The following is a 25,017-nucleotide window of genomic DNA, read 5'->3' as shown; positions in this document are numbered from 1 at the left end:
GCGGTTTCGCTTTCTGGAGAGACAAAACATGGCCAATACCATTCCGATTACCAAGCGCGGCTCCGAGAAACTGCGCGACGAACTGCAGCGCCTGAAGTCCGTCGACCGACCCTCGATCATCACCGCGATCGCCGAGGCGCGCGCCCAGGGCGATCTCAGCGAGAACGCGGACTACGACGCGGCCAAGGAGCGCCAAGGCTGGATCGAAGGCCGCATCAAGCAGATCGAGGGCATGCTCTCGAACGCGCAGATCATCGATCCGTCCGAGCTCGACGCAGGCGGCAAGGTCGTCTTCGGCTCGACGGTGGAGCTCGAGGACGAGCACACCGGCGAGGCGCTCAAGTACCAGATCGTCGGCGAGGACGAGGCCGACCTGAAGCTCGGCCTGATCAACGTCTCCAGCCCGATCGCGCGCGCGCTGATCGGCAAGGAGGAGGGCGACACCGCCGAGGTACAGGCCCCGGGCGGCGTGAAGCGTTACGAGATCGTGGGCGTCAGCTACCTCTGACGCCCGCGTGGTGAAAGACCGCATCGCGCTGCTGGTGGCGGCCCTCTGGTGGGGCAGCCTGACGACCATCGGCTTCCTGGTCGTGCCGATGCTCTTCGCTCAGCTCGGCAACCCCACCCTGGCCGGCAACTTTGCGGGGCGGCTGTTCTCGGCCCAGAGCTGGGTGGCCGTGGCCTGCGGCTTGGTCTTGCTGACCTACTTCAGGTCGAACGCCGCGGACCGGGTCGACCAGCCCTCGCGGGTCGCGGTGGCCTGGATCCTCGCGGCCCTCCTGCTGGCCCTGCTCCAGGAATACGCGGTCGCGCCGCGCATCCTGGCACGCGAGAACCTACGGCTCTGGCACTCACTCGGCAGTGCCATGTATCTGGGCCAGTGGCTATGCACCGGCGTGCTGCTCTGGCGCCTGGGGCGCAGCGAAGCCTAGGCGTTCCAGAACTGCGTAATCCAGCGCGCCGGCCGGATGAAGCGGAAGCGCCGGTTGCGGCGCCCCGCCAGGGCATCGGGCGGATTGCATTCCCCGTGGAAGACCATGATGCGCGCCCCTTCCGGCACGAAGGGCTCGCGCCAGTAGTTGGTGGGCCAGGCCGGGATGCCGTGGTACTTGAAGCTTGGGCACCATTCGGGCGGCCAGTAGGCCAGCGTGCCCTTGCGGTGCATGAAGGCCGACAGGTAGGTCTGCTCGTTCCGGTACCTGGCCTGCACCGCGTCCATGTTCTCGCGGAAATGCGCCAGCACGTCCGGATGTGCGCCGATCTCGAAGCGGTAGACCGAAGAATTGCCCGTGATGCGCCGTCGGCGCCAGGGGCGGGCGTAGTCATGGATGATGAGGAACTCGCCTGGATACTCGAAGAAGGCATCGAGGTTGCCGACGATGACCACGTCGAGGTCGATGAACAGCGCCCGGCCGCGCAGGCCGTAGAGGTTCTCCTCGAAGGTGGTCAGCTTCTTCCAGGCGCGGTCCGCCTGGCCCGGCGCCAGCGCCAGGTCCAGCGGAGGGATCGGAAGGCACTGCACCTCGCTGCGGATGCCCTTCGGGTCGTCGGTCAGGCAGACGAAATTGAACTCGCCCGACAGGTGCCGGCGCACCATCGCATAGAGGCGATTGACGTAGTCGGGGCCGTATTTGGTGCCCCATTTCATGCAGAGGATGTGGCGCTGGGGGAGGGCCGCCCCTTCGTGGCTCGGCATCCTTCAATCCGCCTGGCGGCGCTTCTTGACGGACAGGCTTTTCTTCGCCTTGGCGCGCTTGATGTTGCCGCCGGGGGTGAGCCGCTGGTTGCCGAGCACCTGCAGGGTCTTGATCTCGGGCCGCTGGCCGCCGCGCTTGCTGTACTTGATGACCTTGACGTCGCGCGGACCGGGCATGCGGTCCTCGTCCGTCGTGCGCGCCTTCTCGGGCATGGGGCGCCAGAGGACCAGCAGCTTGCCGATGTGCTGGATTGGCGCGGCGTTCAAGTCCTCGGCCAGGGCCTGCAGGATGGCCTCGCGCGCCGGACGATCGTCGGAGAAGACGCGAACCTTGATCAGGCCGTGGGCCTTGAGCGCAGCGTCGGCCTCCTTCTTGACGGCGGGTGTCAGCCCGTCGTTGCCGACCATGACGATCGGGTCCAGATGGTGCGCTTCTGCGCGATGTACCTTGCGCTGGGCAGGGGTCAGTTGAATGGCGGGCATCCCCGTATTATCGAGTGTCGATGAACCCCAAACCCAAGAGCAGCAAGGTCAATCGTGCGTGGCTGCACGACCATGTGAACGATCCCTACGTCAAGTTGGCCACGAAAGAGGGCTACCGGGCGCGCGCGGCCTACAAGCTCAAGGAGATCGACGAGGCGCTCGGCCTGATCCGCCCGGGCCAGTTGGTGGTGGACCTGGGTTCGACACCGGGCGCCTGGAGCCAGTACGCGCGCCGCAAGCTATCGCCGGGCGGTGCAGCGGCGGGGCAGCTGGAGGGGACCATCATCGCGCTCGACATCCTTCCGATGGAACCGATCGAGGGCGTGACCTTCCTGCAGGGCGACTTCCGCGAGGCCGAGGTGCTGGCGCGGCTCGAGGAGGCCATGGCGGGCCGCCGGGCCGATGTGGTCGTATCGGACATGGCGCCCAACCTGTCCGGCATCGCGTCGGCGGACGCCGCGCGCATTAGCCATCTGATCGAGCTTGCCATCGACTTCGCTCGCCACCACATGAAGCCCGAAGGCGCGCTGGTTGCCAAGCTTTTCCACGGCAGCGGCTACGCGGAGCTGACCCGGCTGTTCAAGGCAAATTTTCGGGTCGTGAAACCCATCAAGCCCAAAGCCTCGCGCGACAAATCCGCCGAAACCTTCATGGTTGGTATCGGGATCAAGTCCGTAGATACGAATTGAAACGCGGCGGGCGGTGGGCATTCAGGCTCAAACCCGTGCGCGTCCTATGGCTGCTATAGGGAAAATCCGGCATTTCGCACCTTGAAAAGCCTAAAATGAGCGCCAATTGCGTGCCCTAGCGCGTTCTTTGTTTTTCCGTACCACGCGCTTTCGACTGGAGTTTCGTTTGAACAATCAGTGGTTTTCCAAGGTCGCCGTCTGGCTGGTCATCGCGATGGTGTTGTTCACTGTGTTCAAGCAGTTCGACACCCGCGGTGTCGCCGGTGCCGGCAACATCGGTTATTCCGACTTCCTCGAAGAGGTTCGCAGCAATCGCATCAAGAGCGCCACCATCCAGGAAGGACAGGGCGGCAGCGAGATCGTTGCGATCACCAACGACGACCGCAAGATCCGCACGACCGCCACCTACCTCGACCGCGGCCTGGTCGGCGACCTGATCGCCAACAACGTCAAGTTCGACGTCAAGCCGCGCGAAGAGGGCTCGCTGCTCATGACCTTGCTGGTGAGCTGGGGGCCGATGCTGCTCCTGATCGGCGTCTGGGTCTACTTCATGCGGCAGATGCAGGGCGGCGGCAAGGGCGGTGCCTTCAGCTTCGGCAAGAGCAAGGCCCGCATGCTCGACGAGAACAACAACCAGGTCACCTTCGCCGACGTGGCGGGCTGCGACGAAGCCAAGGAGGAAGTGAAGGAAGTCGTCGATTTCCTGAAGGACCCGGCCAAGTTCCAGAAGCTCGGCGGCCGCATTCCGCGCGGCTTGCTGCTGGTGGGCCCTCCCGGCACCGGCAAGACGCTGCTTGCCAAGGGCATCGCCGGCGAAGCCAAGGTCCCGTTCTTCTCGATTTCCGGCTCCGACTTCGTCGAGATGTTCGTCGGCGTGGGCGCGGCCCGCGTGCGCGACATGTTCGAGAACGCCAAGAAAAATGCTCCGTGCATCATCTTCATCGATGAAATCGATGCGGTCGGTCGCCAGCGCGGCGCGGGCCTCGGCGGCGGCAACGACGAGCGCGAGCAGACCTTGAACCAGATGCTGGTCGAAATGGACGGGTTCGAGACCAACCTCGGCGTGATCGTGGTCGCGGCCACCAACCGCCCCGACATCCTCGACGCCGCGCTGCTGCGCCCGGGTCGCTTCGACCGCCAGGTCTACGTGACGCTGCCCGACATCCGCGGGCGCGAGCAGATCCTCAACGTGCACATGCGCAAGGTCCCGCTGGGCCAGGACGTGAACCCGAGCATCATCGCGCGCGGCACGCCGGGCATGTCGGGCGCCGACCTGGCCAACCTGTGCAACGAGGCAGCGCTGATGGCCGCGCGCCGCAATGCGCGGGTGGTCGAGATGCAGGACTTCGAGAAGGCCAAGGACAAGATCTTCATGGGCCCCGAGCGCAAGAGCATGGTGATGCCCGAGGAAGAGCGCCGCAACACGGCCTACCACGAGTCCGGCCACGCACTCATCGGCAAGCTGCTGCCCAAGTGCGACCCGGTGCACAAGGTCACCATCATCCCGCGCGGCCGTGCGCTGGGCGTGACGATGAGCCTGCCTGCGCAGGACCGCTACAGCTACGACCGCGAGTACATGCTGAACCAGATCAGCATGCTGTTCGGCGGCCGTATCGCCGAAGAAGTGTTCATGCACCAGATGACCACCGGCGCGAGCAACGACTTCGAGCGCGCCACGCAGATCGCGCGCGACATGGTGATGCGCTACGGCATGACCGAGTCACTGGGCCCGATGGTGTATGCGGAGAACGAAGGCGAAGTCTTCCTCGGCCGCTCGGTCACCAAGACCACCAACATGAGCGAGTCGACCATGCAGAAGGTCGACGCCGAGGTCCGCCGCATCATCGACGAGCAGTACGCCCTGGCGCGCCGCCTGATCGAGGAGAACAGCGACAAGATGCACGCGATGGCCAAGGCCCTGCTCGAATGGGAAACCATCGACACCGAGCAGATCGACGACATCATGGCCGGCCGCGAGCCACGTCCGCCCAAGGACTGGACGCCGCGCACCCCGCCTTCGGGCAGCGGTGGCAGCGGTGGCGCGCCGACGGTGAATCCCGACCCGGCGCCCACTGCCGCCTGAGCATGAAGCTCGGGCGATCGACGGGGCCTCTGGCCCCGTTTTTCATTTCCGGACGGCTTGCATGACGAGGAGATGGCGCACCACCCGCTTCGAGATCGATCTCGCGCAGCCGCGCGTGATGGGCATCGTCAACGTCACACCCGATTCCTTTTCCGATGGCGGTGCGCATTCCTCGACCGAGGCGGCGCTGCGCCATTGCGTCCGGCTGGTGGAAGAGGGGGCCGATATCCTCGACATCGGTGGCGAGTCCACGCGGCCCGGCAGTCCGGCCGTGCCGCTGGACGAGGAACTCGCGCGCGTGGTGCCGGTGGTGCGCGAGGCGGTGAAGCTGCAGGTGCCGGTCTCGGTCGATACCTACAAGCCCGAAGTCATGCGCGCGGTGCTGGACCTCGGTGCCGACATCGTCAACGACATCTGGGCGCTGCGCCGGCCAGGGGCGCGTGCGGCGGTGGCAACCCATCCAGGCTGCGGCATCTGCCTGATGCACATGCATCGCGATCCGCAGACCATGCAGGCGGCGCCGATGGAAGGCGATGTCGTTCCCGCCGTGCGCGCCTTTCTCGAGGAACAGGCGCGGGCGCTGCTGGCCCTGAAGGTCGCGCCCGAGCGCATCACGCTCGACCCGGGCATCGGCTTCGGCAAGACCGTGGCGCAGAATTTCGCCCTGCTGGCCCAACAGCAGGAATTGCTGGCCGCCGGGTGGCCGCTCCTCGTCGGCTGGTCGCGCAAGTCCTCGCTGGGCGCTGTCACCGGCATCGAGGCGGCAGCCGGGCGCGTGGCGCCGAGCATCGCGGCCGCTGTGCTGGCGGTCGAGCGCGGGGCAGCGATCGTGCGCGTGCATGATGTGCGCGAAACCGTGGCGGCGCTGGCCGTCTGGCGGGCAATGAAATCAGAACAACAGGGACAGGAGTTCCAACCATGACAAGACGATACTTCGGCACCGATGGGATCCGCGGCACGGTCGGCCAGGCGCCGATCACGCCGGACTTCGTGCTGCGCCTCGCGCACGCGGTCGGCCGGGTGCTCAAGAAGACCGAGTCGCGCCCGTCGGTGCTGATCGGCAAGGACACGCGCATCTCCGGCTACATGCTCGAGTCGGCGCTCGAGTCCGGCTTCAATTCCGCTGGGGTGGACGTGGTGCTGCTGGGGCCGCTGCCGACGCCCGGGGTGGCCTACCTGACGCGTGCCCAGCGCGCCAGCCTCGGGGTGGTGATCAGCGCCAGCCACAACGCCTATCCGGACAACGGCATCAAGTTCTTCAGCGCCCAGGGCACCAAGCTCAGTGACGAATGGGAGCTCGCGGTCGAGGCCGCGCTGGAGGAGGCGCCCTCCTGGGCCGACTCCGCCCAGCTCGGCAAGGCGCGCCGCCTCAACGACGCGCCGGGCCGCTACATCGAATTCTGCAAGAGCACCTTCGCCAATGACCTCACGCTGCGCGGCCTCAAGCTGGTCGTGGACGGCGCGCATGGCGCGGCCTACCAGGTGGCGCCGAACGTCTTCCACGAACTCGGCGCGGATGTGATCAGCATCGGCTGTGCGCCGGACGGCCTCAACATCAACAAGGACGTGGGCGCCACGCACCCCCAGGCGCTGATCGACGCGGTGCGGGCCCACGGCGCCGACTACGGCATCGCGCTGGACGGCGATGCCGACCGGCTGCAGTTGATCGATGCGACCGGCCGCTTGTTCAACGGCGACGAACTGCTCTACCTGATGGCGATGGAGCGCATCACCCGCGGCGAGAAGCTGGTCGGCGTCGTCGGCACGCTGATGACCAACAAGGCCGTGGAAAATGCGCTGCGCGGACAGGGCATCGAGCTGGTGCGAGCGCGCGTGGGCGACCGCTATGTGCTGGAAGAGCTGGAGAAGCGCCACTGGCTGCTGGGCGGCGAAGGCTCCGGCCATCTGCTGGCGCTGGACCGCCACACCACCGGCGACGGCATCGTGAGCGCACTGCAGGTGCTGCAGGCCTGCCAGCGCAGCGGCAAGAAGGTGGGCGAGCTGCTGGCCGATCTCACGCTGTTCCCGCAGACGCTCATCAATGTGCGCTTGACCGGCGATCAGGAGTGGATGGCCAACAAGACACTCGCTGCCGAGATCTGGCGTACCGAGGCCGAACTGGGCGATGCAGGCCGCGTGCTGATCCGCGCGAGCGGCACGGAGCCGCTGCTGCGCGTGATGGTGGAGGCGCGCGATGCGGCGCAAGCCGAAGCCTGCGCGAAGCGCCTGGCTGCGGCGGTGACAGCAGGGTCGGCGGCGTGATCGAGGTCCTGCTCGCGGACTACCGCAATCCGGTGCATGCGCGTGCGCTGATCGAGCTGCTGGACAGCTACGCGCGCGATCCGGCCGGCGGCGGAACGCCGTTGGCGCCGGCGGTGCTTGCTGGCTTGCCCGGGGCGCTGGCCGCGCGGCCGCAGGCCTTCAGCGTGCTGGCCTACGACGGCGAGCAGGCCGTCGGCCTCGTCAATTGCATCGAAGGCTTCTCCACCTTCGCCTGCAAGCCGCTGGTGAACGTGCACGACGTGGTCGTGCTGTCCACGCATCGCGGCCAGCGCATCACCCAGCGCATGCTGGCGTGCGTGGAGCAGGAGGCCCGTGCGCGCGGCGCCTGCAAGCTCACGCTGGAGGTGCTGTCGGCCAACCACAGCGCGCTGCGCGCTTACGTACGCGAAGGCTTTGCCAACTACCAGCTCGACCCGGCCTTCGGCGAGGCCATGTTCCTGCAAAAGAAGCTGTGAACTGACCACCCCAGGTTGGCTCACTTCATGACACAGCGGCCCGGCAAAGCCGGTTCCGCGGTGTTCCTGGCTTCAGTCAGAAGCGGGTTACGGGCATTTCGTCATTGCCCTTTGCGGCGGCGTACTTGCCCAGCTCCCACTTGGCGATTGCATTGCGGTGCACCTCGTCCGGGCCGTCGGCGAAGCGCAGCGTGCGGGCGCCGGCATAGGCATAGGCGAGCGGGAAGTCGTCGCACATGCCGCCGCCGCCGTGCACCTGCATGGCCCAGTCGATCACCTGGCAGGCCATGTTGGGCGCCACCACCTTGATCATTGCGATCTCGGTCTTGGCCACCTTGTTGCCCGCCACGTCCATCAGCCAGGCCGCCTTGAGCGTGAGCAGGCGCGCCATGTCGATCTTGCAGCGTGCCTCGGCGATGCGCTCCTGTGTCACGGTCTGCGACGCCACGGTCTTGCCGAAGGCCACGCGCGAGGAGGCGCGCTTGCACATCAGCTCGAGCGCACGTTCGGCCAGGCCGATCAGGCGCATGCAGTGGTGGATGCGTCCCGGCCCGAGGCGGCCCTGGGCGATCTCGAAGCCGCGGCCTTCGCCGAGCAGGATGTTGTCCACCGGCACGCGCACGTTCTCGAAGTACATCTCGACATGGCCGTGCGGCGCGTCGTCGTAGCCCATCACGTTGAGCGGGCGCACGATGCGGATGCCCTTGGCATCGGCGGGCACCACCACCATGCTCTGCTGGGAGTGGCGCGGCGCATCGGCATCGGTCTTGCCCATGGTGATGAACACCCTGCAGCGCGGGTCGGCCGCGCCGGAGATCCACCACTTGTGGCCGTTGATCACGTATTCGTCGCCCTGGCGCTCGATGCGCGTCGAGATGTTGGTCGCGTCGCTCGAAGCGACCTCCGGCTCGGTCATCGCGAAGGCGGAACGGATCTCGCCTTCCAGCAGCGGCTTGAGCCAGCGCGCCCTGATGTCGTCGGAGCCGTAGCGCGCGATAGTTTCCATGTTGCCGGTGTCCGGCGCCGAACAATTGAAGGCCTCGCTGGCCCATGGCACGCGGCCCATGATCTCGGCGAGCGGCGCGTATTCCTGGTTGGTGAGGCCCGCGCCCTTGTAGCCGGAGACCTGGGCGCTGTCGACCGGCAGGAACAGGTTCCACAGGCCCTGCGCCTTGGCTTTCTGCTTGAGCTTCTCGACCGTGTTGAGTGCGGTCCAGCGCTTGCCCGCCGCGGTGTTGGCGGCCAGCTCTGCCGTGTAGTCGGCCTCGGCGGGATAGATGTGGTCTTCCATGAAGGCGGTGACGCGCTTCTGCAAGTCTTTGGTCTTGGCCGAGTAATCGAAATCCATGGGGTCTCCTGTGGGATAAGGTGAGGGCGGGGGCCGGGTCAGGCCCGCTGCGCGAACTGCCAGGCCATCTCGGCCATCGGCCGCGCGCCGCGGCCCGAGGCCACGGCCTGTTCGCTCGATGCGGTGCCCGCTTCGACGCGCTTGGCGATGCCCTGCAGGATCGCCGCCATGCGGAACAGGTTGTAGGCCTGGTAGAAATTCCAGTCGGGCGCCAGCGCCTCGGGTGTGGTGAGCCCGGTGCGCTCGCAGTACTTGCGGATGTACTCGCTCTCGGTCGGGATGCCCAGGCTTTTCAGGTCCAGGCCGCCGATGCCGCGGAAGGAGCCCGGCGCGATGTGCCAGGACATGCAGTGATAGCTGAAGTCGGCCAGCGGATGGCCCAGCGTGGACAGCTCCCAGTCGAGCACGGCGATGGCGCGCGGCTCGGTGCCGTGGAACATGAGGTTGTCGAGCCGGTAATCGCCGTGCACGACGGAGATCATCTTCTCGTCGCGCGCGCTCTCGGGCATGTGGAGCGGCAACCATTCCATCAGCCGGTCCATCTCGGGGATGGGCTGGGTGATTGAGGCCACGTACTGCCTGCTCCAGCGGCCGATCTGGCGCTCGAAGTAGTTGCCCGGCTTGCCGTAGTCAGCCAGGCCGCGCTCGGCGAACTTCACGGTGTGCAACGCGGCGATGACGCGGTTCATCTCGTCGTAGATGGCCGTGCGCTCCGCATTGCTCATGCCCGGGAGGGACTGGTCCCACAGCACCCGGCCTTCCATGAACTCCATCAGGTAGAAGGCGCGGCCGATGATGCTCTCGTCCTCGCACAGGCAATACATGCGAGGTACCGGCACGTCGGTGCCTGCCAGGCCGCTCATGACCTTGAACTCGCGCTCGATCGCATGCGCCGAGGGCAGCAGCTTGGCGACCGGGCCCGGCTTGGCGCGCATCACGTAGCTCCGCGTGGGTGTGCTGAGCTTGTAGGTCGGGTTGGACTGCCCACCCTTGAACATCTCGACCGTGAGCGGGCCCTTGAAGCCGTCGAGCTTCGTCTCCAGCCAGGCGGTCAGCGCATCGATGTCGAAGACGTGCTGCTTGGAAACGGCGCGGGTGCCGACGAAGTTGTCGAAGTCCTGGGTCATGTCTCTGGGTTCCGCTGTTATTGGTCGTCGGCTTCCGAGATGCGCATGAGTGCCGCGCGGTCCAGCACCACCAGGCCGCCGGGCTCGATGCGGATCGCCTGCTCGCGCTCCATCGCCTTGAGCTCCTGGTTCACGCGCTGGCGCGAGGCGCCCAGCAGCTGCGCCAGCTCCTCCTGCGCCAGGTGCAGGCCGATTCGCATCTGGCTGCCGTCCGCGAGGTTGGGCACCCCATAGCTGCGCACCAGGTGGATGAGCTGCTTGGCGAGGCGGGCGCGCAACGGCAGCGTGTTGAGGTCCTCGACCAGGCCGAACAGTTGCCGGATGCGCCGCGCCTGCAGCCGCATCAGCGCTTCGTAGAGCTCGATGTGGCTGGCGAGGATCTTCTGGAAATCGGCACGCGCAACGCACACGATCGTGGTGTCGCCGTGCGCATAGGCATCGTGCGTGCGCCGGTCCCCGTCGAATATTGCGACGTCGCCGAACCAGATGCCGGGTTCCACGTAGGTCAGCGTCACTTGCTTGCCCGACACTGCGGTCGAGCTCACGCGCACCGCGCCCTTGGCGCAGGCGATCCACTGCTCGGGCGGATCGCCGCGCGCGCAGATCAGGTCGCCGTCCTTGTAGCGCTTGACGAAGGTGCATCGAAGAATGTCGTGACGCAGGGAGGGGGAAAGAGAAGAGAACCAGCGACCACCATTGATCGCCTCTCGTTCTTCGATGGTAAGAATGGGCTCGTCCATGAACTGTCCTGTGCGTGACTTGAATGCCCGGGCTTGTCGCCCGAGCGACGCGCCGTTACTCGTAGCGCGGCGTCTCTTTGGCGAGAAAGGCGGCAATGCCGATGCCGGCGTTGGGATGGTGGAGGTTTCGCACGAAGTGATCGCGCTCCTGCGACAGCTGCGCGGCCAGCGTGGCGCCGCGCGCCTCGCCGAGGAGCTCCTTGATGCTGGCCAGCGAGTTGGGCGCACGCGCATTGAGGCGGTTGGCGAGGGCAAGCGCCGCCGACAGGGCTTGGCCGCTCTCGGTCACCTCGTTGACCAGACCGAGCGCGTGCAGGCGCGCTGCGTCGATGCGGCCGCCCAGCATCAGCCATTCGCTTGCGATCTGGCTCGGCAGGGACTGCGCCAGGTGCCAGCTCAGGCCGCCGTCCGGCGACAGCGCCACGCTGCTGTAGGAGGCCGCGAACACCGCATCGCGCGCCGCGACGATGAAGTCGCAGGCCACGGCGAGCGAGAAGCCGGCGCCCGCGGCGGCGCCCTCGACGGCCGCGATCACCGGCTTGGGGAAGGTGCGGATCGAGTCGATCCAGTTGTGCAGCGCCTCGATGCTCTCGGCCTGCACCGCGGGCTCGCGCTCGCGGTTGGCCGACAGGCGCTGCAGCGACCCCCCGGCGCAGAACCATGCGCCTTCGCCCACCAGCACCACGCTGCGCACCTCGTCGCTGTTCTCGGCGCCGTTGAGCGCCTCGATGCCCGCGGCGTACATCTCGGGGCCGAGCGCGTTGCGCTGCGAGGGGTTGGAGAGCGTGAGCACCATGGTGCGGCCTTCGCTCGTGCTTTTCAGTTCTGCGCTCATTCGATGCTTGTCTCCTACGCTTCGGGATGGGTGAGGCTCAGGCCCAGCGCGCCGCGGCGTCGCAGCCAGGGGCTGGGGCGGTAGCGCGGATCGCCGTACACGGTCTGCAGGTTGAACAGGACTTCGAGCACGTTGGTCGGGCCATACAGGTCACCCATTGCCAGCGGGCCCTGCGGATAGCCGAGGCCCAGCTTCACGGCCACGTCGAGATCGGCAGGCGAGCAGACCTGCTGCTGGCACATGTCGGCCGCGATGTTCACGATGGTGCCGATCACGCGCTGGGTGACGAAACCGCCGCTGTCGCGGATCACGCTCACGGCCTTGCCGTCGCGTGCGAACAAGGCATGGGCGGTCTCGCGCACGTCGTGCCGCGTTGCAGGATTGGTGGCGAGCACGCGGCGCTTCGTGGCGGCGTCGTCCACCGTCAGGTCGATGCCGACCGTGCGCGTGGCATCGAGCCGCTCGACCGCGGCCACCGTGGTGACGTCGAAGCCCAGAGGTGCGACGAGAATCAGCGCAGCGGAGGAGGGCGTAGCCCCGGTCTCCAGCTGGGCGCCCAGCGTGTGCACCAGTTTCAGCAGCTCCGGCCGCCGTGCCGCGCGCGGGGAGACCCAGACGGCCGGGTAGCCTTCGAGCGCCGGCGCGGGCGGTTCGGGCGCCTGCTGCGCGACGCCGTCGATATAGCGGTAGAAACCTTCTCCCGTCTTGCGCCCGAGCGCACCGGCCGCGAGCCGTTGCGCGGTGATCACGCTCGGCCGGAAGCGCGGTTCCTCGTAGTACTGGCGGTAGATCGACTCCATTACCGGGTGGGAGACGTCGAGCGCCGTGAGGTCCAGCAACTCGAAGGGGCCGAGGCGGAAACCCGCCTGGTCCTTGAGGATGCGGTCGATGGTCGCGAAGTCAGCCACGCCCTCGCCGGCGATCCGCAACGCTTCGGTGCCATAGCCGCGCCCCGCGTGGTTGACGATGAAGCCGGGCGTGTCCTTGGCCTGCACCGCGGTGTGGCCCATCTGCGCGGCATAGCCGGCGAGTTGCCGGCAAAGCTCGGGCTCGGTCTTGAAGCCGGCCACCACCTCGACCACCTTCATCAGGGGCACGGGGTTGAAGAAGTGGAAGCCCGCCATGCGCTGTGGCCGTGCCATCGCGGCGGCGATGGCCGTGACGGAGAGCGAGGAAGTGTTGGTCGCCAGGGCGGCCGAGGGCGCCACCACCGCTTCGAGTTCCCGAAACAGCTGGCGCTTGACCTCGAGGTCCTCGACCACGGCCTCGATCACCAAGTCGCACCCGGCGAGCGCCTGCATCGAATCGACGGCACGTACGCGCGCCGACAACGCATCGCGCTGCGCCTCGTCCAGCTTGCCCTTCTCATGCAATTTCTGCCACTGGGCCAGGATGGCGTGGCGGCCGCGGGCAGCGGCGCCTTCGAAGCTGTCGAGCAGCAGCACCTGGCTGCCGGCCTGGGCGGCGATCTGGGCGATGCCTCGCCCCATCGCGCCAGCTCCGATGATCCCTACGTTGGAAAACTGCACAGTCATTTGATAATTGTCTCTCGCTAAATCTGGCATTGCGGGCGTGCATGCCAGAATGTGTCTACTTTCGATTAGCTTTTTCGGCTTTATTCATTTTGCAACCACCACGTTTGGCTGCGGCCCTGTTTCTACTCGGGTTCGCACTTGAATCGTTTGGCTTGACGATCGGGCGGCCCCAAGGGGCCGTCTGGATCGGCAAGCCCCTGGATGTCGTGGTTCCGCTTTCGCTGAACGATGCCGAAACCGGGGGCGACTTGTGCCTGGAAGCCGAGGTGGTACAGGGCGATCTGCGCATCCCGGACCGGAGCGTGACGATATCGCTCGAGCCCGGGCCCAGCGCCGCCAGTTCGCGCATGCGCATCCGCTCGACTGTCGCGATCGAGGAGCCCGTGGTCAACGTGAGCGTGCGGGCGGGTTGCGAAACGCGCTCCACGCGCAGCTACGTGCTGCTGGCCGATGTGCCCACGGAGTCCTCCCTGCCCACCGTCGCCATGTCGGGCCCGCGGCCCGCGGCCGAGACGCCGGCCGCGGTGCGCGCACCGCAGCGCGCGCCTTCGCCCGTGGGGGGAGCAGGCTCCTCTTCCGGTTCCGAGGGCGCGGCACCGGTGCGACGCAACGCCGTTGCTGCCGGTCCCGCCGCAGGCAGCCAGGACGGCGGAGCGCAGCCGCCGCGCCGAAGCGCCGCGGCGCAGCCGCGCAGAGCCGCCGCAGCGCAGCCCCGGCCCCCCGCAGCCCCGCGTGCCGCCACGCCGCGCCCGGCCACCGCGCCAGCCGCGCCGGCCCCGGCACGCGCCGCCGCGCCTGGCGGATCGCGCCTGCAGCTCGAGGCGATCGAGCCAGTTCCGACCGCAGCCCCGGGCCTCAAGACCACGCCACAGCTGACGCTACCCGCGGTCGAGGACCTGGCGCGCCGCAGCGCCGCCGCTGCGGAATGGCGTGCCCTCAACGGCGAGCCCGAGGCGGCGCAGCGCGAGGCCCAGCGCATGCAGACGCTGGAGGCCACGCTGGCAGCGCTGCGCGAGCAGACGGCGCAAAACCAGCGCGCTCTGCTCGAGCTGCGCACCGAGCTCGCGCAGGCGCGGGAGGACCGCTACCGAAATCCGCTGGTCTATGCCCTGATCGGCCTGCTGTTGCTCGCGCTGATCGCCATCCTGCTGCTGTGGCGCCAGATCGCGCGCCGGGCCGAACCGGCCTGGTGGCGCGAGCCGGCCTCCAAGCGCGACGCGGGTCCCACGCAACCCAGCGCGTTGGGCGAATTGCTCGACGACGGCGAAGCCGTCGGGCCCTCCGGCCGGCGGCGCAGCGCGAACGCCACCAGCTTTGGCACGGCCACGTTTGCGGGCCTGGAGCCCGAGGACAATAGCGGCTTCGGCGATTCGCAGCCCCATCCCCGCGCGGTGGACAGCACGCCATCCCGGCCGGTCAACACCGAAGAGCTGTTCGACGTCCAGCAGCAGTCCGACTTCTTCCTCTCTCTGGGCCAGCACGACCAGGCGATCACGGTGCTGCGCGAACACATTGCTACCAACCCCGGTACCAGCGCCCTGGCTTATCTGGACCTGCTGCGCATCTACCACTCGCTGGACCGCAAGGATGACTATGCGCGCTTGGCGGAAGAATTCGAGCGGGCCTTCAATGCCGATGTCCCGGGTTTCGAGAATTTCAACGAGACCGGCAAGGGCCTCGAGCACTACCGCAGCACGCTGGCGCGCATCGAATCGCAATGGCCGGCGCCGGGCACCCTGGCGCTGATCGAGGAACTGATCTTCCGCAAGCCCGGCGCGAGTGAGGATGAGGCCTTCGACCTCGCCGCCTACCAGGAATTGCTGCTGCTCTACTCGGTCGCCAAGGAGGTGATCGACCCGGGCAGTGCGCCGCCCGCGCCGGTGACGCAGCCTGCCTTCGTCGACACCTTCGGCCACGAGCAGCTGGCCACGACGCCCGCGCCTCTCGAAGCGCGGAGGCAGCCCGAGCCCGTCGAGGACGGGCCGGTCCTGCCGGCCTCGATCTACGGTGCGATCGACGACACGCTGGGGCACGAGACCGTGCTGGTGCCCGACGCCCCCATCCCGGTACCGGATGCACCGGAGCGCGAGTCGAGGCGCGCCGTTCAGCCCGACGCCAGCCTGGACCTGGCCGAGTTCGACAAGACGGCCTTCGAAACCATGCGGGCCCCTTTGGAGACACCGACGCCGGCGCCGACGCCATCCGCCGACCCGCATGTGATCGATTTCGAACTCTTCGATCCGGACACCGAAGCCGAAATCGCGCCCAGGCCGGTCAAGCGCTGAAGGCCGTGGCGCGGGTCTGGGCCCGGTCGACGGCCAGGCTCAGCAACAGCGCGCACACCAGCATCGCGAAGCCGGCCCAGCTCATCCAGGCAATGGCATCGTGCGCCAGCAGCCAGCCACCAGCCGCGGCACCCACGGCCTGACCCACGTAGATCCCGGAGCTGTTCAGCGCCACGGAGCCGGGCGCGAGCGCGGGCGCCATCGACACCAGCCGTGCCTGCTGGGCCGAGTTCGTGGCGAAGCAGCCCAGGCCCCACGGAACCAGGATGAGCGCCAGCCCGGCGAGTGTGACGCCCAGTGGCCACAGGAGCAGACTCAGTGCGATCAGCGTGGTGGTGACGAGCACCATGCGCGGAGCCCCCACGCGATCGATGGTCCGGCTCACGAGCATATTGCCGAGCAGGCCGCACACGCCGAACCAGCCCCACACGAGGCCGAGCGCCGTGGCGTCGGCGCCGACGGTCTCCCGCAGCACCGGCGCGAAGTAGCTGAACAGGACGAACTGGCCCGAGCCCTGCAGCGCGGTGACCGCGACCACCCCCATCAGCAGCGGGCTCTTGAGCACCTGCGCCCAGGCAGCGCGCGTCAATGCCGGCGGACGGATGCCGCGCGGCAACTGGTGCCAGAGCCAGGCCGCACTCAGCAGCGACAGCGCGGCGATTGCGGCGAAGGCCGTGCGCCAGCCGAAATGGCCGCCGATCAACGCGCCCAGCGGCAGGCCGAGCACCGAGGCCATGGACCAGCCGAGGAAGACGAAGGTCACGGCGCGGCCCCGCTGCTCCAGCGGCACCAGCAGGCCGACGCAGGCCGCCGCCTGGGGCGTGAAGATCGCGGGCGAGATGACGGTCAGCATGCGCACGGCCAGCAGCCCGCCAAAGCTGGGCATCAGCGTCGCGACGAGGTGGCCGGCTGCGTACCACAGCATGGTGCAGGCCAGCAGCAGCCGCCGATCCCAGCCCGCGACCACGGCGGCCAGCAAGGGTGCGCCGAAGCACACCACCGCCGCCGCGGCGGTGATCAGCTGGCCCGCCGTGGCCGCGCTGACCTGCAAGGAATTGCTGAGCTCGTTGAGCGTGCCGGGCACCACCATGACCCCGGTGCCGATCACGAAGTTGCCTGCCAGCAAGGCCCAGAGGGACGCCGGCAGGGCGGCGCGCTTCAACGTCGCACCTGCAGCGCGCCCGGATTGACGATGTTGGTCGGGTTGCCCTTGATGAAGCTGACGACGTTGTCGAAAGCTTGGCCGAAATACATCTCGTAACTGTCCTGCTCGACGTAGCCGATGTGCGGCGTGCAGATGCAGTTCTCCAGTCGCAGCAGCGCGTGGCCTTGCAGCGGCGGCTCGCTCTCGAAGACGTCGATCGCTGCCAGCCCGGGCCGCCCGCGATTGAGCGCGGCGAGCAGCGCATCCTGTTCCACAAGTTCCGCGCGCGAGGTGTTGACGAAGAGGGCGGTGGGTTTCATGCGCGAGAGGTCCTCGAGCGTGACCAGGCCTCGCGTCTCTTCCGTGAGCCGCAGGTGGATCGACAGCACGTCGGCCGCGGCGAAGAAGGCCTCGCGGTTCGGCGCCACCTGAAAGCCGTCGGAGCGGGCGCGGGCGCAGCTCTCTTCGCGCCCCCAGATCACCACCTGCATGCCGAAGGCCTGGCCATAGCGCGCCACCAATTGCCCGATGCGGCCGTAGCCCCAGATGCACAGCGTCTTGCCCTTGAGCACCGAGCCCAGTCCGAAGTTGGGCGGCATGGAGGCGGACTTGAGTCCCGATTGCTGCCAGGCGCCATGCTTGAGGTTGCTGATGTACTGCGGCAGGCGGCGCATCGCCGCCATGATGAGCGCCCAGGTGAGCTCGGCCGGCGCCAGCGGCGAGCCCGAGCCTTCGGCGACTGCAACGCCATGCTCGGTGCATGCATTGACGTCGATGTGGGGGCCGGCCCGCCCGGTTTGCGAGATCAGCTTGAGCTTGGGCAGCTTCTCGATCAGCTGGCGCGAGATCTGGGTGCGTTCGCGGATCAGCACGATCACGTCGGCATCCTTGAGCCTCACCGAGAGCTGTCCGATGCCCTTGACCGTGTTGGTGTAGACCTTGGCGGCATACGCGTCGAGCTTGGAGGCACAGCGCAGTTTGCGCACTGCGTCCTGATAGTCGTCGAGGATCACGATGTTCATGGCGTGCCATTGTGCCTCGCACTATCAGGGGGCCTGTGCGCCATGCGCCAGAAGCGCAGGGCGCTCCTGGGACATGCTCCGCGCGACGGGCGCTCAGCGCGCCCGGACCCAGGGCGCCGCGGTCGTCAATGCAGATGGCCGGGCGAGGGTGCGGCGCCTGCCGCTTCGAGGGCGGCCAGCCGGTCGAGTTCGGCGCAGACGTCCGCCATGCGGCCGGAGATCACGACTCGGCCGGTGCTTGGCCCCTTGTGTTGCGCATCGACCGTGCGCACCACGCGCAGCGGGCGGGGCGGTGCCGACAGGCGGGATGCCGGCGCGGCGGGACGCACGGCGCAACTGGGGCGGATGCCGACGTAACGGAGGCCGGAGGCGCTTCGGCGGCGCGACGGTATCCAGCGGCTGGCCAGCGATTGAAGGGGCATGAACAGGTCGACGAAGCTGAGCAGAGCGATTCCCATGTGAACTCCATGAAGGTCAGAGATTGAACACAGGCAGGATTGCTTTCGCCGGCCGCGACAGGGTGATGGCCCTTGGCCATACGCCCGCCACCTGTCGCAGCCGCTGGGGCAGCATGAGCGGGTTCGCTCATTGCCGCCTTGTGCGGCTACATCAGCATCGTGTTGCGGATCAGGCCGACGGCGAGGCCCTCGATCTCGAAGGGCTCGCCCGGCTGCACGATGATGGTGGGATAGTCGGGGTTCTCGGCGTGCAGTTCGATGACTTGCTTGTTGCGCTTGAGGCGCTTGACTGTGACCTCGTCGCCCAGTCGGGCCACGACGATCTGGCCGTTGCGGGCCTCCTTGGTGGCCTGCACGGCGAGCAGATCGCCGTCCATGATGCCGGCATCGCGCATGGACATGCCGCGCACCTTGAGCAAGTAGTCGGGTTGCCGCTGGAACAGCGTGTTCTCCACATAGTAGGTCTGGTCCACGTGCTCCTGCGCCAGGATGGGGGAACCGGCGGCGACGCGCCCGATCAACGGCAGCGCGAGCTGGGCCATGCCGGGCAGTGAGAGCGAGAACTGGTTGTTGCGCGATTCGTTCAGCGAGCGCAGCGCATCGCCCTTGAGCCGGATGCCACGCGAGGTGCCGCTCACGAGCTCGATGACGCCCTTGCGCGCCAAGGCCTGCAGATGCTCCTCGGCCGCATTGGCGGACTTGAAGCCCAGCTCGGCGGCGATCTCGGCACGGGTGGGCGGCGCGCCAGTGCGTGCGATGGCGCTCTGGATGAGGTCCAGAATCTGTTGCTGGCGGGCGGTAAGCTTGGCGGCGAACTGCATTGACGACTCCTTGCGGCACTGGCTGAATATCCAGTACCTGTATTTTTAACCAGTTTCCGGAGCTTTGGCAAGTCATGGCCGACAACATCAGCGAAGGCAGGCGTCGTGTGGTCGTCCTGGGCACGGGCGGCACCATCGCGGGCCGCTCGGGTTCGGCGGCCGACAACGTCGGCTACACCGCCGCCCAAGTGGGGGTGACCGAACTGCTCGAGGGCATTGCGGCGCCCGCGGGCATCGTGCTGCAGACCGAGCAGGTGGCGCAGGTCGACAGCAAGGACATGGGCTACGCGATCTGGCGCAGCGTGGCCGAGCGCTGTGCTCATTGGCTGGCACAGCCCGACGTGGCAGGCGTGGTCATCACCCACGGCACCGATACCTTGGAGGAAACCGCATTCTTCCTTCAGTCGGTGTTGGCGCCGTCCAAGCCGGTGGTACTGACCAGCGCCATGCGGCCGGCGACCGCGCTGACGCCCGACGGCCCGCAGAACCTGCGCGATGCCGTCGCGGTGGCAGCGAGCCCTGGTGCAAGGGGCGTGGTGGCGGTGTGCGCGGGCACGGTGCACAGCGCCTTCGATGTGCAGAAGGTACACACCTACCGGGTCGACGCCTTCGGTTCCGGCGATGCGGGGCCGGTGGCCTATGTGGAAGAGGGCGGCTTGCGCGAGCTCAGGAACTGGCCCGCCTCGTCGCCGGAGCCGGCACGCCTGTGTTTCGACCTTATGCGGCAGGCCACCCGCTGGCCGCGGGTGGAGATCCTGGTGAGCCACGCGGAAGCGCGCGGCAGCATCATCGACGCGCTGGTCCTGGAGCGGCAAGCAGGCACTGCGGAGCCGGTGCAGGGCCTGGTGCTCGCGGCGACTGGCAACGGCACCCTGCATGAGGCGCTGGAAGCGGCCGCGCTGCGGGCGCAGTCGGCGGGCATTGCGGTCGTGCGCGCCACGCGTTGCCCTCAGGGGCGCATTCTTCCCACGCCGGGTGCGCCGCTGCGCGACGCCAGCGCACTGACGCCGGCGAAGGCGCGCATCGCGCTGGTGCTGGAATTGATGGCCACCCAGGCTGGCGGCGCCTGAGCGCATGTTCGAGGCTCTGCGCTCGCACGCCTGGCTCTATCCGGCGCTGGAGGTGGTCCACATCGTCGGCATCGCGCTGCTGCTCGGCAATCTGGTGGCGCTCGAGATGCGGGTGTTCGGGCGCGCTGCCGTCCTGCCAGTGGCGGCCATGGCCAGGTTGTCGCTCTCGATCGCCGCCGGCGGCTTCGCACTCGCGGCGGCCAGCGGTTCGCTGATGTTCGCCACCCAGCCGGCGGAACTCCTGGCGAACCAGACTTTCCTGGTCAAGATGGGCCTGCTGGTGGCCGCCGGCTTCAACGCGGGGTGGTTCCATCTGCGCGGCTCGCTGCGCAAACTCGATGCGATGGCGCGGGTACAGATGTTGTTATCTACTGCGATCTGGCTGGCCGTCGTGTTCTGTGGCCGCTGGATCGCCTACTGAAGAGGAGCTTTGCCGATGAAACGTCGCCATATCGTCATCGCCGCCGCGTCCTTGCCGCTGGCCACCCCCGTCGCCTGGGCGCACCATGGCTGGAGCAGCTTCGACCAGGACCGTCCGATCTATCTCGAAGGGACGGTGGCGCGGGTGCGGTGGCAGAACCCGCATGCGGCACTGTTGCTCGACGTCCCGTCGGGGCTCAAGGTGCCGGCCGACCTGGCGAAGCGGGCGCTGCCGGGGCAGAGCGCCCCGGTCGACGGGCCAGGCTTGCTCGCGCGGGCGGTCGTGCCTCGCCGCACCGATCGCCAGTGGGAGCTCGAACTGGCCCCGCTGACGCGCATGGAGGCGTGGAAGGTCGCGGAGATCAAGCCCGGCACCGCCGTCTCTGCCGTGGGCTTCACGCTCAAGGAAGAAAAGGGAGAGCCCGTGATGCGCGTCGAATACCTGTTCGTCGACGGCAAGGCCTACGGGCTGCGTTCCAGCCCCGCCTGACGATCAGCTCGCCAGGGCGGCCAGCGCGCGCTGGGTGATGTCGTCGACGCTGCCGACGCCGCTGATCGCGCGGTACTTCGGCGCGGCGCCGGGTTCGGCCTTGGCCCAGGCTGCGTAGTAGTCGACCAGCGGCCGGGTCTGCTGGCTGTAGACCTCGAGGCGGTGGCGCACGGTTTCTTCCTTGTCGTCGTCGCGCTGGATCAGGTCTTCGCCCGTGACGTCGTCCTTGCCCTCGACCTTCGGCGGGTTGAACTTGACGTGGTAGATGCGCCCGGACGCCGGGTGCGAGCGGCGTCCGCTCATGCGCTCGATGATGTCGGCAAAGGGCACGTCGATCTCGAGCACGTAGTCGAGCTTGACGTTGGCCGCGCGCATGGCATCGGCCTGCGGGATGGTGCGGGGAAAGCCGTCGAAGAGGAAGCCCTGGGCGCAGTCCGGCAGCGCGAGGCGCTCCTTGACCAGGTCGATGATCAGGTCGTCGCTCACCAGGGCGCCGGAGGCCATTACCGCCTTGGCCTGCAGGCCGAGCGGGGTGCCGGCCTTGACGGCCGCGCGCAGCATGTCGCCGGTGGAGATTTGAGGAATGCCGTACTTCTGGCAGATGAAGGCAGCCTGTGTGCCCTTGCCCGCCCCGGGGGCGCCCAACAAAATCAGTCTCATGGTGTCCTCGGAGGTTCTTCGATCTTCTGTCGCGCCTGGCATGCCGGGGACGGCGTTGCACGGGCGGAGTTGCGTCGAGGATAGCACGCACTCTCGAGCGAACCCGCCCGATGGCGGGCGTGTCAGGCGGCGAAAAGGGCGCGGACCCGCGCGAGGTCTTCGGGCGTGTCGATGCCCGGGCCGGGCGCATGCGCGCTCACATGCACGGCGATGCGATACCCGTGCCACTGGGCGCGCAACTGTTCCAGTGCCTCGGTCGCTTCCACCGGTGCCGGCGGCAGATCCGGGAACTGCCGCACGAAGCCCGCTCGGTAGCCATAGATGCCGATATGGCGCAGCGGTGCCGGGGAGGCCGGCAAGCCCGTCGGCCCGTTCTTCGCGAAGCCGTCGCGCCACCACGGAATCGGCGCCCGGCTGAAGTAGAGCGCGTTGCCCCGCGCGTCGAGAACCGTCTTGACGACATTGGGATTGAGGAAGTCCTCGAGGGAATCGATCGCATGCGCGGCCGTGCTCATCGCCGCGTCGGGGTGTGAAGCCAGGGTCTGCGCCACGGCGTCGATCAACGAGGGATCGATCAGCGGCTCGTCGCCCTGGACGTTCACCACGATCTCGTCGTCCGCCAGGCCGAGCTGGATGCAGGCCTCGGCGAGACGGTCGCTGCCGCTGGCATGGTCGGTGCGGGTCAGCAAAACCTCAACGCCGTGCGCCTCGCAGGCGGCGACGATGCGGGCGTCGTCGGCGGCGACCACCACGCGCTCGGCACCGGACTGCCGTGAACGCTGCGCGACGCGCACCACCATGGGCACCCCGGCAATGTCCGCCAGGGGCTTGTCGGGCAGTCGCGTCGAGGCGAGCCGCGCCGGGATCAGGACGGCATAGCGCAAGCTTAGAGCCCCAGTTCCTCGTCGGACAGCGTGCGGGCCTCGGTCTCGAGCAGCACCGGGATGCCGTCGCGCACCGGGTAGGCCAGGCGGGCGCTGCGCGAGCGCAGTTCCTGCGCCTCGGGATGCCAGGTGAGCGGTCCCTTGGTCACGGGGCAGACGAGCAGTTCAAGCAGCTTGGTGTCCATCGAGCGATGATAGCTTTGCGTCGAGTGCGCGGAAGAAGGCCGGCTCGGGCTGGAACACCAGCGGCAGTGCGAGCGCATCGGGTGCCCGGCGCCACAGTTTGAGCGCATCTTTCTCGGTGCACAGCAGCACGTAGCCTGTGCCCGGCGGCGGTTGCCATTCGGTGAAATCGTGATGGTCGGGCAGCGCAATGCACTGCTGCGGCACGAGCCCGCATTCGCGCAGCATCTGGAAGAAGGCCTCGGGCTTTGCGATGCCCGCAACGGCCACCAGTGGCTGGCCTGCGAGCGATGCGAGCGGGACCGGCGTGCCGTCGAGACGCAAGGCTGCATCGGCCAGCGAACGCTGCGCGGTGAAGCCGGCGAAAGCAGGGCGTGCGCCGGTGTGGAGCACCAGGTCGCAGCGCCGAGGCCAACGCTCGCGCAGTGGGCCGGCCGGCAGCAGCCAGCCGTTGCCCGTGCCGCGGTCGTCGAAGACGCAGATCTCGATGTCGCGTGCCAGTGCCAGGTGCTGCAGGCCATCGTCGCTCACGATGCACTGCGTGCCCGGATGCCTCGCCAGCAATGCACGTGCGGCCTCGATGCGGCGGCGCGCCACGAAGACCGGCGCCCCGGTCGAACGGCGGATCAAGGCGGGCTCGTCGCCGACCTCGCGTGGGTCGCTGTCCTCGTGCACTTCCCGGCAGTCGTCGGTTGCCCGGCCGTAGCCGCGCGACACCACGCCGACTTTCAGTCCCCGAGCCTGGAGATGGCGTACCACGGCCATCACGACCGGCGTCTTGCCCGAGCCGCCGGCGATCACGTTGCCAACCACGATCACCGCCGCGCCGACGCGCTCGGTGTCGAGGATCCCAAGGCGATAGAGCGCCCGCCGGGCAGCCGTCAATGCGCCGTAGACAATGGAAATGGGCCACAGCAGCCCTGCGAGCGCGCCGCGTTGCAGCCAGGCCCGCTGCAGATCCAAGACTAACGTCCTGCCCGCGCGGCCGACTGCGTGGCGAAGGTGATCTGCATGAGGCCGGCGCGGCGCGCGGCTTCCATCACCGTGATCACCGATTGATGGGCGGCACTGGCATCGGCGCTGATGATCACGATGGTGTCCTTGCCGCCGTTGGCAGCGGCACCCAGGGCCTCGGTCACCGCTTCCACGCTGCGATCGGACAGCACGGTCTTGTTGATCGAGTAGCGGCCATCGGCGGAGACAGCGACGATCACCTCCTTGGGATAATCGCGCTGGGCCTCCACATCGGCCACCGGCAGGCGCAGCTGCATCTCCGTGAACTTGCTGTAGGTGGTCGACAGCATCAGGAAGATCAGCACGACCAGCAGCACGTCGATGAAGGGGATCAGATTGATCTCGGGCTCTTCCTTGGAGCCGTGGCTGAAATGCATCCGCCTCATAGCCAGCCTCCGCCGAATCGCCCCTCGGCGGGCAGTGCAACACACGAAGTGGCAAGCTGGGTGGCGTTCATGACCGCAGCGTGTTCAGGTGACGGGCGAAGCGTTCGCCGGCGAGCTCGAGGTTGAGCAGGTATTCGTCCACCCGGGTGCGGAAGTAGCGCCAGAAGATCAGGGCCGGGATCGCGACGATCAGCCCGAAGGCCGTGTTGTAGAGCGCGATGGAAATCCCGTGTGCCAGTTGCGCGGGGTTGCCGGAGCCGACCGCGCCGGAGCTGGGCGACTGAGAACCGAAGATCTCGATCATGCCGATCACCGTGCCCAGCAGGCCGAGCAGCGGCGCCGCCGATGCGATGGTCGCCAGTGCCGGCAGGTAGCGCTCGAGCCGGTGGGCGACGATGCGTCCGGCGGCCTCCATCGACGCGCGCAGGTCGTCCTCGGTCGATTGGGGGTTGGCATTCATGTGCCGGAAGCCGGCCGCCAGCACTTCGCCAAGTCCCGAGTTCCTCTCGAGCTTGGTCACCACGTCTGGACCCGGAATCGCATTGCGCGAAACCGTGATGGCCTCGTCGAGCAATTTGGGAGGAAGAACCTTGGAGGTCTTCAGACTGGTGAATCGTTCGATGACCAATGCGAGCCCCACCACCGAACAGGCGAGCAGCGGCCAGATCGGCCAGCCCGCAGCAACTATGATCGAAAACAAAGAAATCCTCCGGCCCGTGGACTGCAAATGCGCGGCGATTATCCACCGTCAGCAGCAGATGTTCCGATTTGTATTTGCCTGTCAGCCGTCACCCACAAGTTCTGTGGATAACTTTGTGGCTAACCCGCCAGGCACGCCGCCGCCAGCCTCATTCCATGGGCCTTGCGCTGGATCGACTGAATTTTGAGCAGCACTTTCTCCAATCA

At 67.7% G+C, this 25,017-nt stretch carries 28 protein-coding genes; 11 read left to right on the top strand and 17 right to left on the bottom strand.

The features are described 5' to 3' along the window. The first annotated feature begins 28 nt into the window (after positions 1 to 28). Both greA and E5P3_RS18080 read left to right on the top strand, forming a co-directional pair. Positions 29 to 508: a transcription elongation factor GreA gene (greA, locus tag E5P3_RS18085; protein ID WP_162587235.1), complete on the top strand. Its 480-nt coding sequence runs from the start codon at positions 29 to 31 to the stop codon at positions 506 to 508. Positions 509 to 518: 10 nt separating this feature from the next. After that, complete coding sequence (locus tag E5P3_RS18080; RefSeq protein WP_162587234.1) at positions 519 to 932, top strand: DUF4149 domain-containing protein; 414 nt, start codon at positions 519 to 521, stop codon at positions 930 to 932. Here E5P3_RS18080 and E5P3_RS18075 read toward each other — a convergent pair. Next, complete coding sequence (locus tag E5P3_RS18075) at positions 929 to 1,696, bottom strand: glycosyltransferase (RefSeq protein WP_162587233.1); 768 nt, start codon at positions 1,694 to 1,696, stop codon at positions 929 to 931. The genes E5P3_RS18080 and E5P3_RS18075 overlap by 4 nt on opposite strands. Before the next feature lie 3 nt (positions 1,697 to 1,699). Further along, the gene (locus E5P3_RS18070; RefSeq protein ID WP_162587232.1) at positions 1,700 to 2,179 is read right to left on the bottom strand and encodes a YhbY family RNA-binding protein; all 480 of its coding nucleotides are present in this window, start codon (positions 2,177 to 2,179) and stop codon (positions 1,700 to 1,702) included. Positions 2,180 to 2,199: 20 nt separating this feature from the next. On the opposite strand from E5P3_RS18070, the gene E5P3_RS18065 reads away from it, so the two are divergent. The 5 genes from E5P3_RS18065 to E5P3_RS18045 all read left to right on the top strand — a co-directional run bounded on the left by E5P3_RS18065 (position 2,200) and on the right by E5P3_RS18045 (position 7,689). After that, entirely contained in the window at positions 2,200 to 2,868 is a 669-nt protein-coding gene (locus tag E5P3_RS18065) for an RlmE family RNA methyltransferase (RefSeq protein WP_162587231.1), read from the top strand. 166 nt (positions 2,869 to 3,034) lie between these two features. Beyond that, complete coding sequence (gene ftsH, locus E5P3_RS18060; RefSeq protein WP_162587230.1) at positions 3,035 to 4,951, top strand: ATP-dependent zinc metalloprotease FtsH; 1,917 nt, start codon at positions 3,035 to 3,037, stop codon at positions 4,949 to 4,951. A gap of 61 nt (positions 4,952 to 5,012) precedes the next feature. Then, positions 5,013 to 5,873, top strand: coding sequence for a dihydropteroate synthase (folP, locus tag E5P3_RS18055; RefSeq protein WP_162587229.1), 861 nt, complete (start codon positions 5,013 to 5,015; stop codon positions 5,871 to 5,873). Then, positions 5,870 to 7,213 carry a phosphoglucosamine mutase gene (gene glmM / locus E5P3_RS18050; RefSeq protein ID WP_162587228.1) on the top strand — a complete coding sequence of 448 codons (1,344 nt, stop codon included), beginning with the start codon at positions 5,870 to 5,872 and terminating at the stop codon, positions 7,211 to 7,213. Before folP ends, glmM begins: the two co-directional genes overlap by 4 nt. Beyond that, entirely contained in the window at positions 7,210 to 7,689 is a 480-nt protein-coding gene (locus E5P3_RS18045; protein ID WP_162587227.1) for a GNAT family N-acetyltransferase, read from the top strand. The genes glmM and E5P3_RS18045 overlap by 4 nt, the downstream gene beginning before the upstream one ends. A 76-nt stretch (positions 7,690 to 7,765) precedes the next feature. On the opposite strand, the gene E5P3_RS18040 is transcribed toward E5P3_RS18045, so the two are convergent. Genes E5P3_RS18040 through E5P3_RS18020 form a run of 5 tightly spaced genes read right to left on the bottom strand, consistent with a single transcriptional unit; the run spans position 7,766 to position 13,274 of the window. Then, positions 7,766 to 9,037, bottom strand: a complete 1,272-nt coding sequence (locus E5P3_RS18040) for an acyl-CoA dehydrogenase family protein (RefSeq protein WP_162587226.1) — start codon at positions 9,035 to 9,037, stop codon at positions 7,766 to 7,768. A 38-nt stretch (positions 9,038 to 9,075) separates the two neighbouring features. Further along, complete coding sequence (locus E5P3_RS18035) at positions 9,076 to 10,164, bottom strand: phosphotransferase (RefSeq protein WP_162587225.1); 1,089 nt, start codon at positions 10,162 to 10,164, stop codon at positions 9,076 to 9,078. A 17-nt stretch (positions 10,165 to 10,181) separates the two neighbouring features. Beyond that, the gene (locus tag E5P3_RS18030) at positions 10,182 to 10,904 is read right to left on the bottom strand and encodes a Crp/Fnr family transcriptional regulator (RefSeq protein WP_162587224.1); all 723 of its coding nucleotides are present in this window, start codon (positions 10,902 to 10,904) and stop codon (positions 10,182 to 10,184) included. Positions 10,905 to 10,959: 55 nt separating this feature from the next. Further along, a complete protein-coding gene (locus tag E5P3_RS18025; RefSeq protein ID WP_162587223.1) occupies positions 10,960 to 11,739 on the bottom strand; it encodes an oxepin-CoA hydrolase, alternative type in 780 nt (259 codons plus the stop codon). Positions 11,740 to 11,753: 14 nt separating this feature from the next. Continuing rightward, the gene (locus E5P3_RS18020; RefSeq protein WP_162587222.1) at positions 11,754 to 13,274 is read right to left on the bottom strand and encodes a 3-hydroxyacyl-CoA dehydrogenase; all 1,521 of its coding nucleotides are present in this window, start codon (positions 13,272 to 13,274) and stop codon (positions 11,754 to 11,756) included. 152 nt (positions 13,275 to 13,426) lie between these two features. Between E5P3_RS18020 and E5P3_RS18015 the strand changes: the two genes are divergently transcribed. Next, positions 13,427 to 15,559 (top strand): type IV pilus assembly protein FimV, encoded by a 2,133-nt coding sequence (locus E5P3_RS18015; RefSeq protein ID WP_162587221.1) that lies wholly within the window; start codon positions 13,427 to 13,429, stop codon positions 15,557 to 15,559. On the opposite strand, the gene E5P3_RS18010 is transcribed toward E5P3_RS18015, so the two are convergent. The 4 genes from E5P3_RS18010 to lexA all read right to left on the bottom strand — a co-directional run bounded on the left by E5P3_RS18010 (position 15,549) and on the right by lexA (position 19,004). Beyond that, complete coding sequence (locus tag E5P3_RS18010) at positions 15,549 to 16,721, bottom strand: MFS transporter (protein ID WP_162587220.1); 1,173 nt, start codon at positions 16,719 to 16,721, stop codon at positions 15,549 to 15,551. The genes E5P3_RS18015 and E5P3_RS18010 overlap by 11 nt on opposite strands. Beyond that, complete coding sequence (locus E5P3_RS18005) at positions 16,718 to 17,725, bottom strand: D-2-hydroxyacid dehydrogenase family protein (protein ID WP_162587219.1); 1,008 nt, start codon at positions 17,723 to 17,725, stop codon at positions 16,718 to 16,720. Before E5P3_RS18005 ends, E5P3_RS18010 begins: the two co-directional genes overlap by 4 nt. A gap of 125 nt (positions 17,726 to 17,850) precedes the next feature. Continuing rightward, complete coding sequence (locus tag E5P3_RS18000) at positions 17,851 to 18,183, bottom strand: hypothetical protein (RefSeq protein WP_162587218.1); 333 nt, start codon at positions 18,181 to 18,183, stop codon at positions 17,851 to 17,853. A 146-nt stretch (positions 18,184 to 18,329) separates the two neighbouring features. Then, positions 18,330 to 19,004 carry a transcriptional repressor LexA gene (gene lexA / locus E5P3_RS17995; protein ID WP_068679551.1) on the bottom strand — a complete coding sequence of 225 codons (675 nt, stop codon included), beginning with the start codon at positions 19,002 to 19,004 and terminating at the stop codon, positions 18,330 to 18,332. 74 nt (positions 19,005 to 19,078) lie between these two features. Here lexA and E5P3_RS17990 point away from each other — a divergent pair, with 74 nt between their 5' ends. Genes E5P3_RS17990 through E5P3_RS17980 form a run of 3 tightly spaced genes read left to right on the top strand, consistent with a single transcriptional unit; the run spans position 19,079 to position 20,984 of the window. Beyond that, positions 19,079 to 20,074, top strand: a complete 996-nt coding sequence (locus E5P3_RS17990) for an asparaginase (protein WP_162587217.1) — start codon at positions 19,079 to 19,081, stop codon at positions 20,072 to 20,074. Between the two features lie 4 nt (positions 20,075 to 20,078). Next, the gene (locus E5P3_RS17985; protein ID WP_162587216.1) at positions 20,079 to 20,495 is read left to right on the top strand and encodes a hypothetical protein; all 417 of its coding nucleotides are present in this window, start codon (positions 20,079 to 20,081) and stop codon (positions 20,493 to 20,495) included. 15 nt (positions 20,496 to 20,510) lie between these two features. Continuing rightward, the gene (locus tag E5P3_RS17980; RefSeq protein WP_162587215.1) at positions 20,511 to 20,984 is read left to right on the top strand and encodes a DUF6152 family protein; all 474 of its coding nucleotides are present in this window, start codon (positions 20,511 to 20,513) and stop codon (positions 20,982 to 20,984) included. A 3-nt stretch (positions 20,985 to 20,987) separates the two neighbouring features. Here the strand turns inward: E5P3_RS17980 and adk are convergent, their stop codons facing one another. From adk to E5P3_RS17950, 6 genes are all read right to left on the bottom strand, one after another. Then, a complete protein-coding gene (adk, locus tag E5P3_RS17975) occupies positions 20,988 to 21,644 on the bottom strand; it encodes an adenylate kinase (protein WP_162587214.1) in 657 nt (218 codons plus the stop codon). Positions 21,645 to 21,766: 122 nt separating this feature from the next. Further along, complete coding sequence (gene kdsB, locus E5P3_RS17970; protein WP_162587213.1) at positions 21,767 to 22,528, bottom strand: 3-deoxy-manno-octulosonate cytidylyltransferase; 762 nt, start codon at positions 22,526 to 22,528, stop codon at positions 21,767 to 21,769. Between the two features lie 2 nt (positions 22,529 to 22,530). Continuing rightward, complete coding sequence (locus tag E5P3_RS17965) at positions 22,531 to 22,713, bottom strand: Trm112 family protein (protein WP_068679561.1); 183 nt, start codon at positions 22,711 to 22,713, stop codon at positions 22,531 to 22,533. Beyond that, complete coding sequence (lpxK, locus tag E5P3_RS17960) at positions 22,694 to 23,674, bottom strand: tetraacyldisaccharide 4'-kinase (protein ID WP_162587212.1); 981 nt, start codon at positions 23,672 to 23,674, stop codon at positions 22,694 to 22,696. Before lpxK ends, E5P3_RS17965 begins: the two co-directional genes overlap by 20 nt. Positions 23,675 to 23,676: 2 nt before the next feature. Continuing rightward, a complete protein-coding gene (locus tag E5P3_RS17955; RefSeq protein WP_162589739.1) occupies positions 23,677 to 24,102 on the bottom strand; it encodes an ExbD/TolR family protein in 426 nt (141 codons plus the stop codon). A 76-nt stretch (positions 24,103 to 24,178) separates the two neighbouring features. Further along, entirely contained in the window at positions 24,179 to 24,811 is a 633-nt protein-coding gene (locus E5P3_RS17950; RefSeq protein ID WP_162587211.1) for a MotA/TolQ/ExbB proton channel family protein, read from the bottom strand. Positions 24,812 to 25,017: the final 206 nt, after the last annotated feature.

Origin of the sequence: Variovorax sp. RA8 (assembly GCF_901827175.1) — a bacterium.
Taxonomy (GTDB): domain Bacteria; phylum Pseudomonadota; class Gammaproteobacteria; order Burkholderiales; family Burkholderiaceae_C; genus Variovorax.
This window is presented reverse-complemented; position numbering and strand designations above follow the sequence as displayed.

Coding starts and splice junctions, on each gene's coding strand:
- greA (WP_162587235.1), top strand. CDS start 29: ATGGCCAATACCATTCCGATTACCAAGCGCGGCTCCGAGAAACTGCGC.
- E5P3_RS18075 (WP_162587233.1), bottom strand. CDS start 1,696: ATGCCGAGCCACGAAGGGGCGGCCCTCCCCCAGCGCCACATCCTCTGC.
- E5P3_RS18070 (WP_162587232.1), bottom strand. CDS start 2,179: ATGCCCGCCATTCAACTGACCCCTGCCCAGCGCAAGGTACATCGCGCA.
- E5P3_RS18065 (WP_162587231.1), top strand. CDS start 2,200: ATGAACCCCAAACCCAAGAGCAGCAAGGTCAATCGTGCGTGGCTGCAC.
- folP (WP_162587229.1), top strand. CDS start 5,013: ATGACGAGGAGATGGCGCACCACCCGCTTCGAGATCGATCTCGCGCAG.
- glmM (WP_162587228.1), top strand. CDS start 5,870: ATGACAAGACGATACTTCGGCACCGATGGGATCCGCGGCACGGTCGGC.
- E5P3_RS18040 (WP_162587226.1), bottom strand. CDS start 9,037: ATGGATTTCGATTACTCGGCCAAGACCAAAGACTTGCAGAAGCGCGTC.
- E5P3_RS18035 (WP_162587225.1), bottom strand. CDS start 10,164: ATGACCCAGGACTTCGACAACTTCGTCGGCACCCGCGCCGTTTCCAAG.
- E5P3_RS18030 (WP_162587224.1), bottom strand. CDS start 10,904: ATGGACGAGCCCATTCTTACCATCGAAGAACGAGAGGCGATCAATGGT.
- E5P3_RS18025 (WP_162587223.1), bottom strand. CDS start 11,739: ATGAGCGCAGAACTGAAAAGCACGAGCGAAGGCCGCACCATGGTGCTC.
- E5P3_RS18020 (WP_162587222.1), bottom strand. CDS start 13,274: ATGACTGTGCAGTTTTCCAACGTAGGGATCATCGGAGCTGGCGCGATG.
- E5P3_RS18005 (WP_162587219.1), bottom strand. CDS start 17,725: ATGAACATCGTGATCCTCGACGACTATCAGGACGCAGTGCGCAAACTG.
- E5P3_RS18000 (WP_162587218.1), bottom strand. CDS start 18,183: ATGGGAATCGCTCTGCTCAGCTTCGTCGACCTGTTCATGCCCCTTCAA.
- lexA (WP_068679551.1), bottom strand. CDS start 19,004: ATGCAGTTCGCCGCCAAGCTTACCGCCCGCCAGCAACAGATTCTGGAC.
- E5P3_RS17990 (WP_162587217.1), top strand. CDS start 19,079: ATGGCCGACAACATCAGCGAAGGCAGGCGTCGTGTGGTCGTCCTGGGC.
- E5P3_RS17985 (WP_162587216.1), top strand. CDS start 20,079: ATGTTCGAGGCTCTGCGCTCGCACGCCTGGCTCTATCCGGCGCTGGAG.
- E5P3_RS17980 (WP_162587215.1), top strand. CDS start 20,511: ATGAAACGTCGCCATATCGTCATCGCCGCCGCGTCCTTGCCGCTGGCC.
- adk (WP_162587214.1), bottom strand. CDS start 21,644: ATGAGACTGATTTTGTTGGGCGCCCCCGGGGCGGGCAAGGGCACACAG.
- E5P3_RS17965 (WP_068679561.1), bottom strand. CDS start 22,713: ATGGACACCAAGCTGCTTGAACTGCTCGTCTGCCCCGTGACCAAGGGA.
- E5P3_RS17955 (WP_162589739.1), bottom strand. CDS start 24,102: ATGCATTTCAGCCACGGCTCCAAGGAAGAGCCCGAGATCAATCTGATC.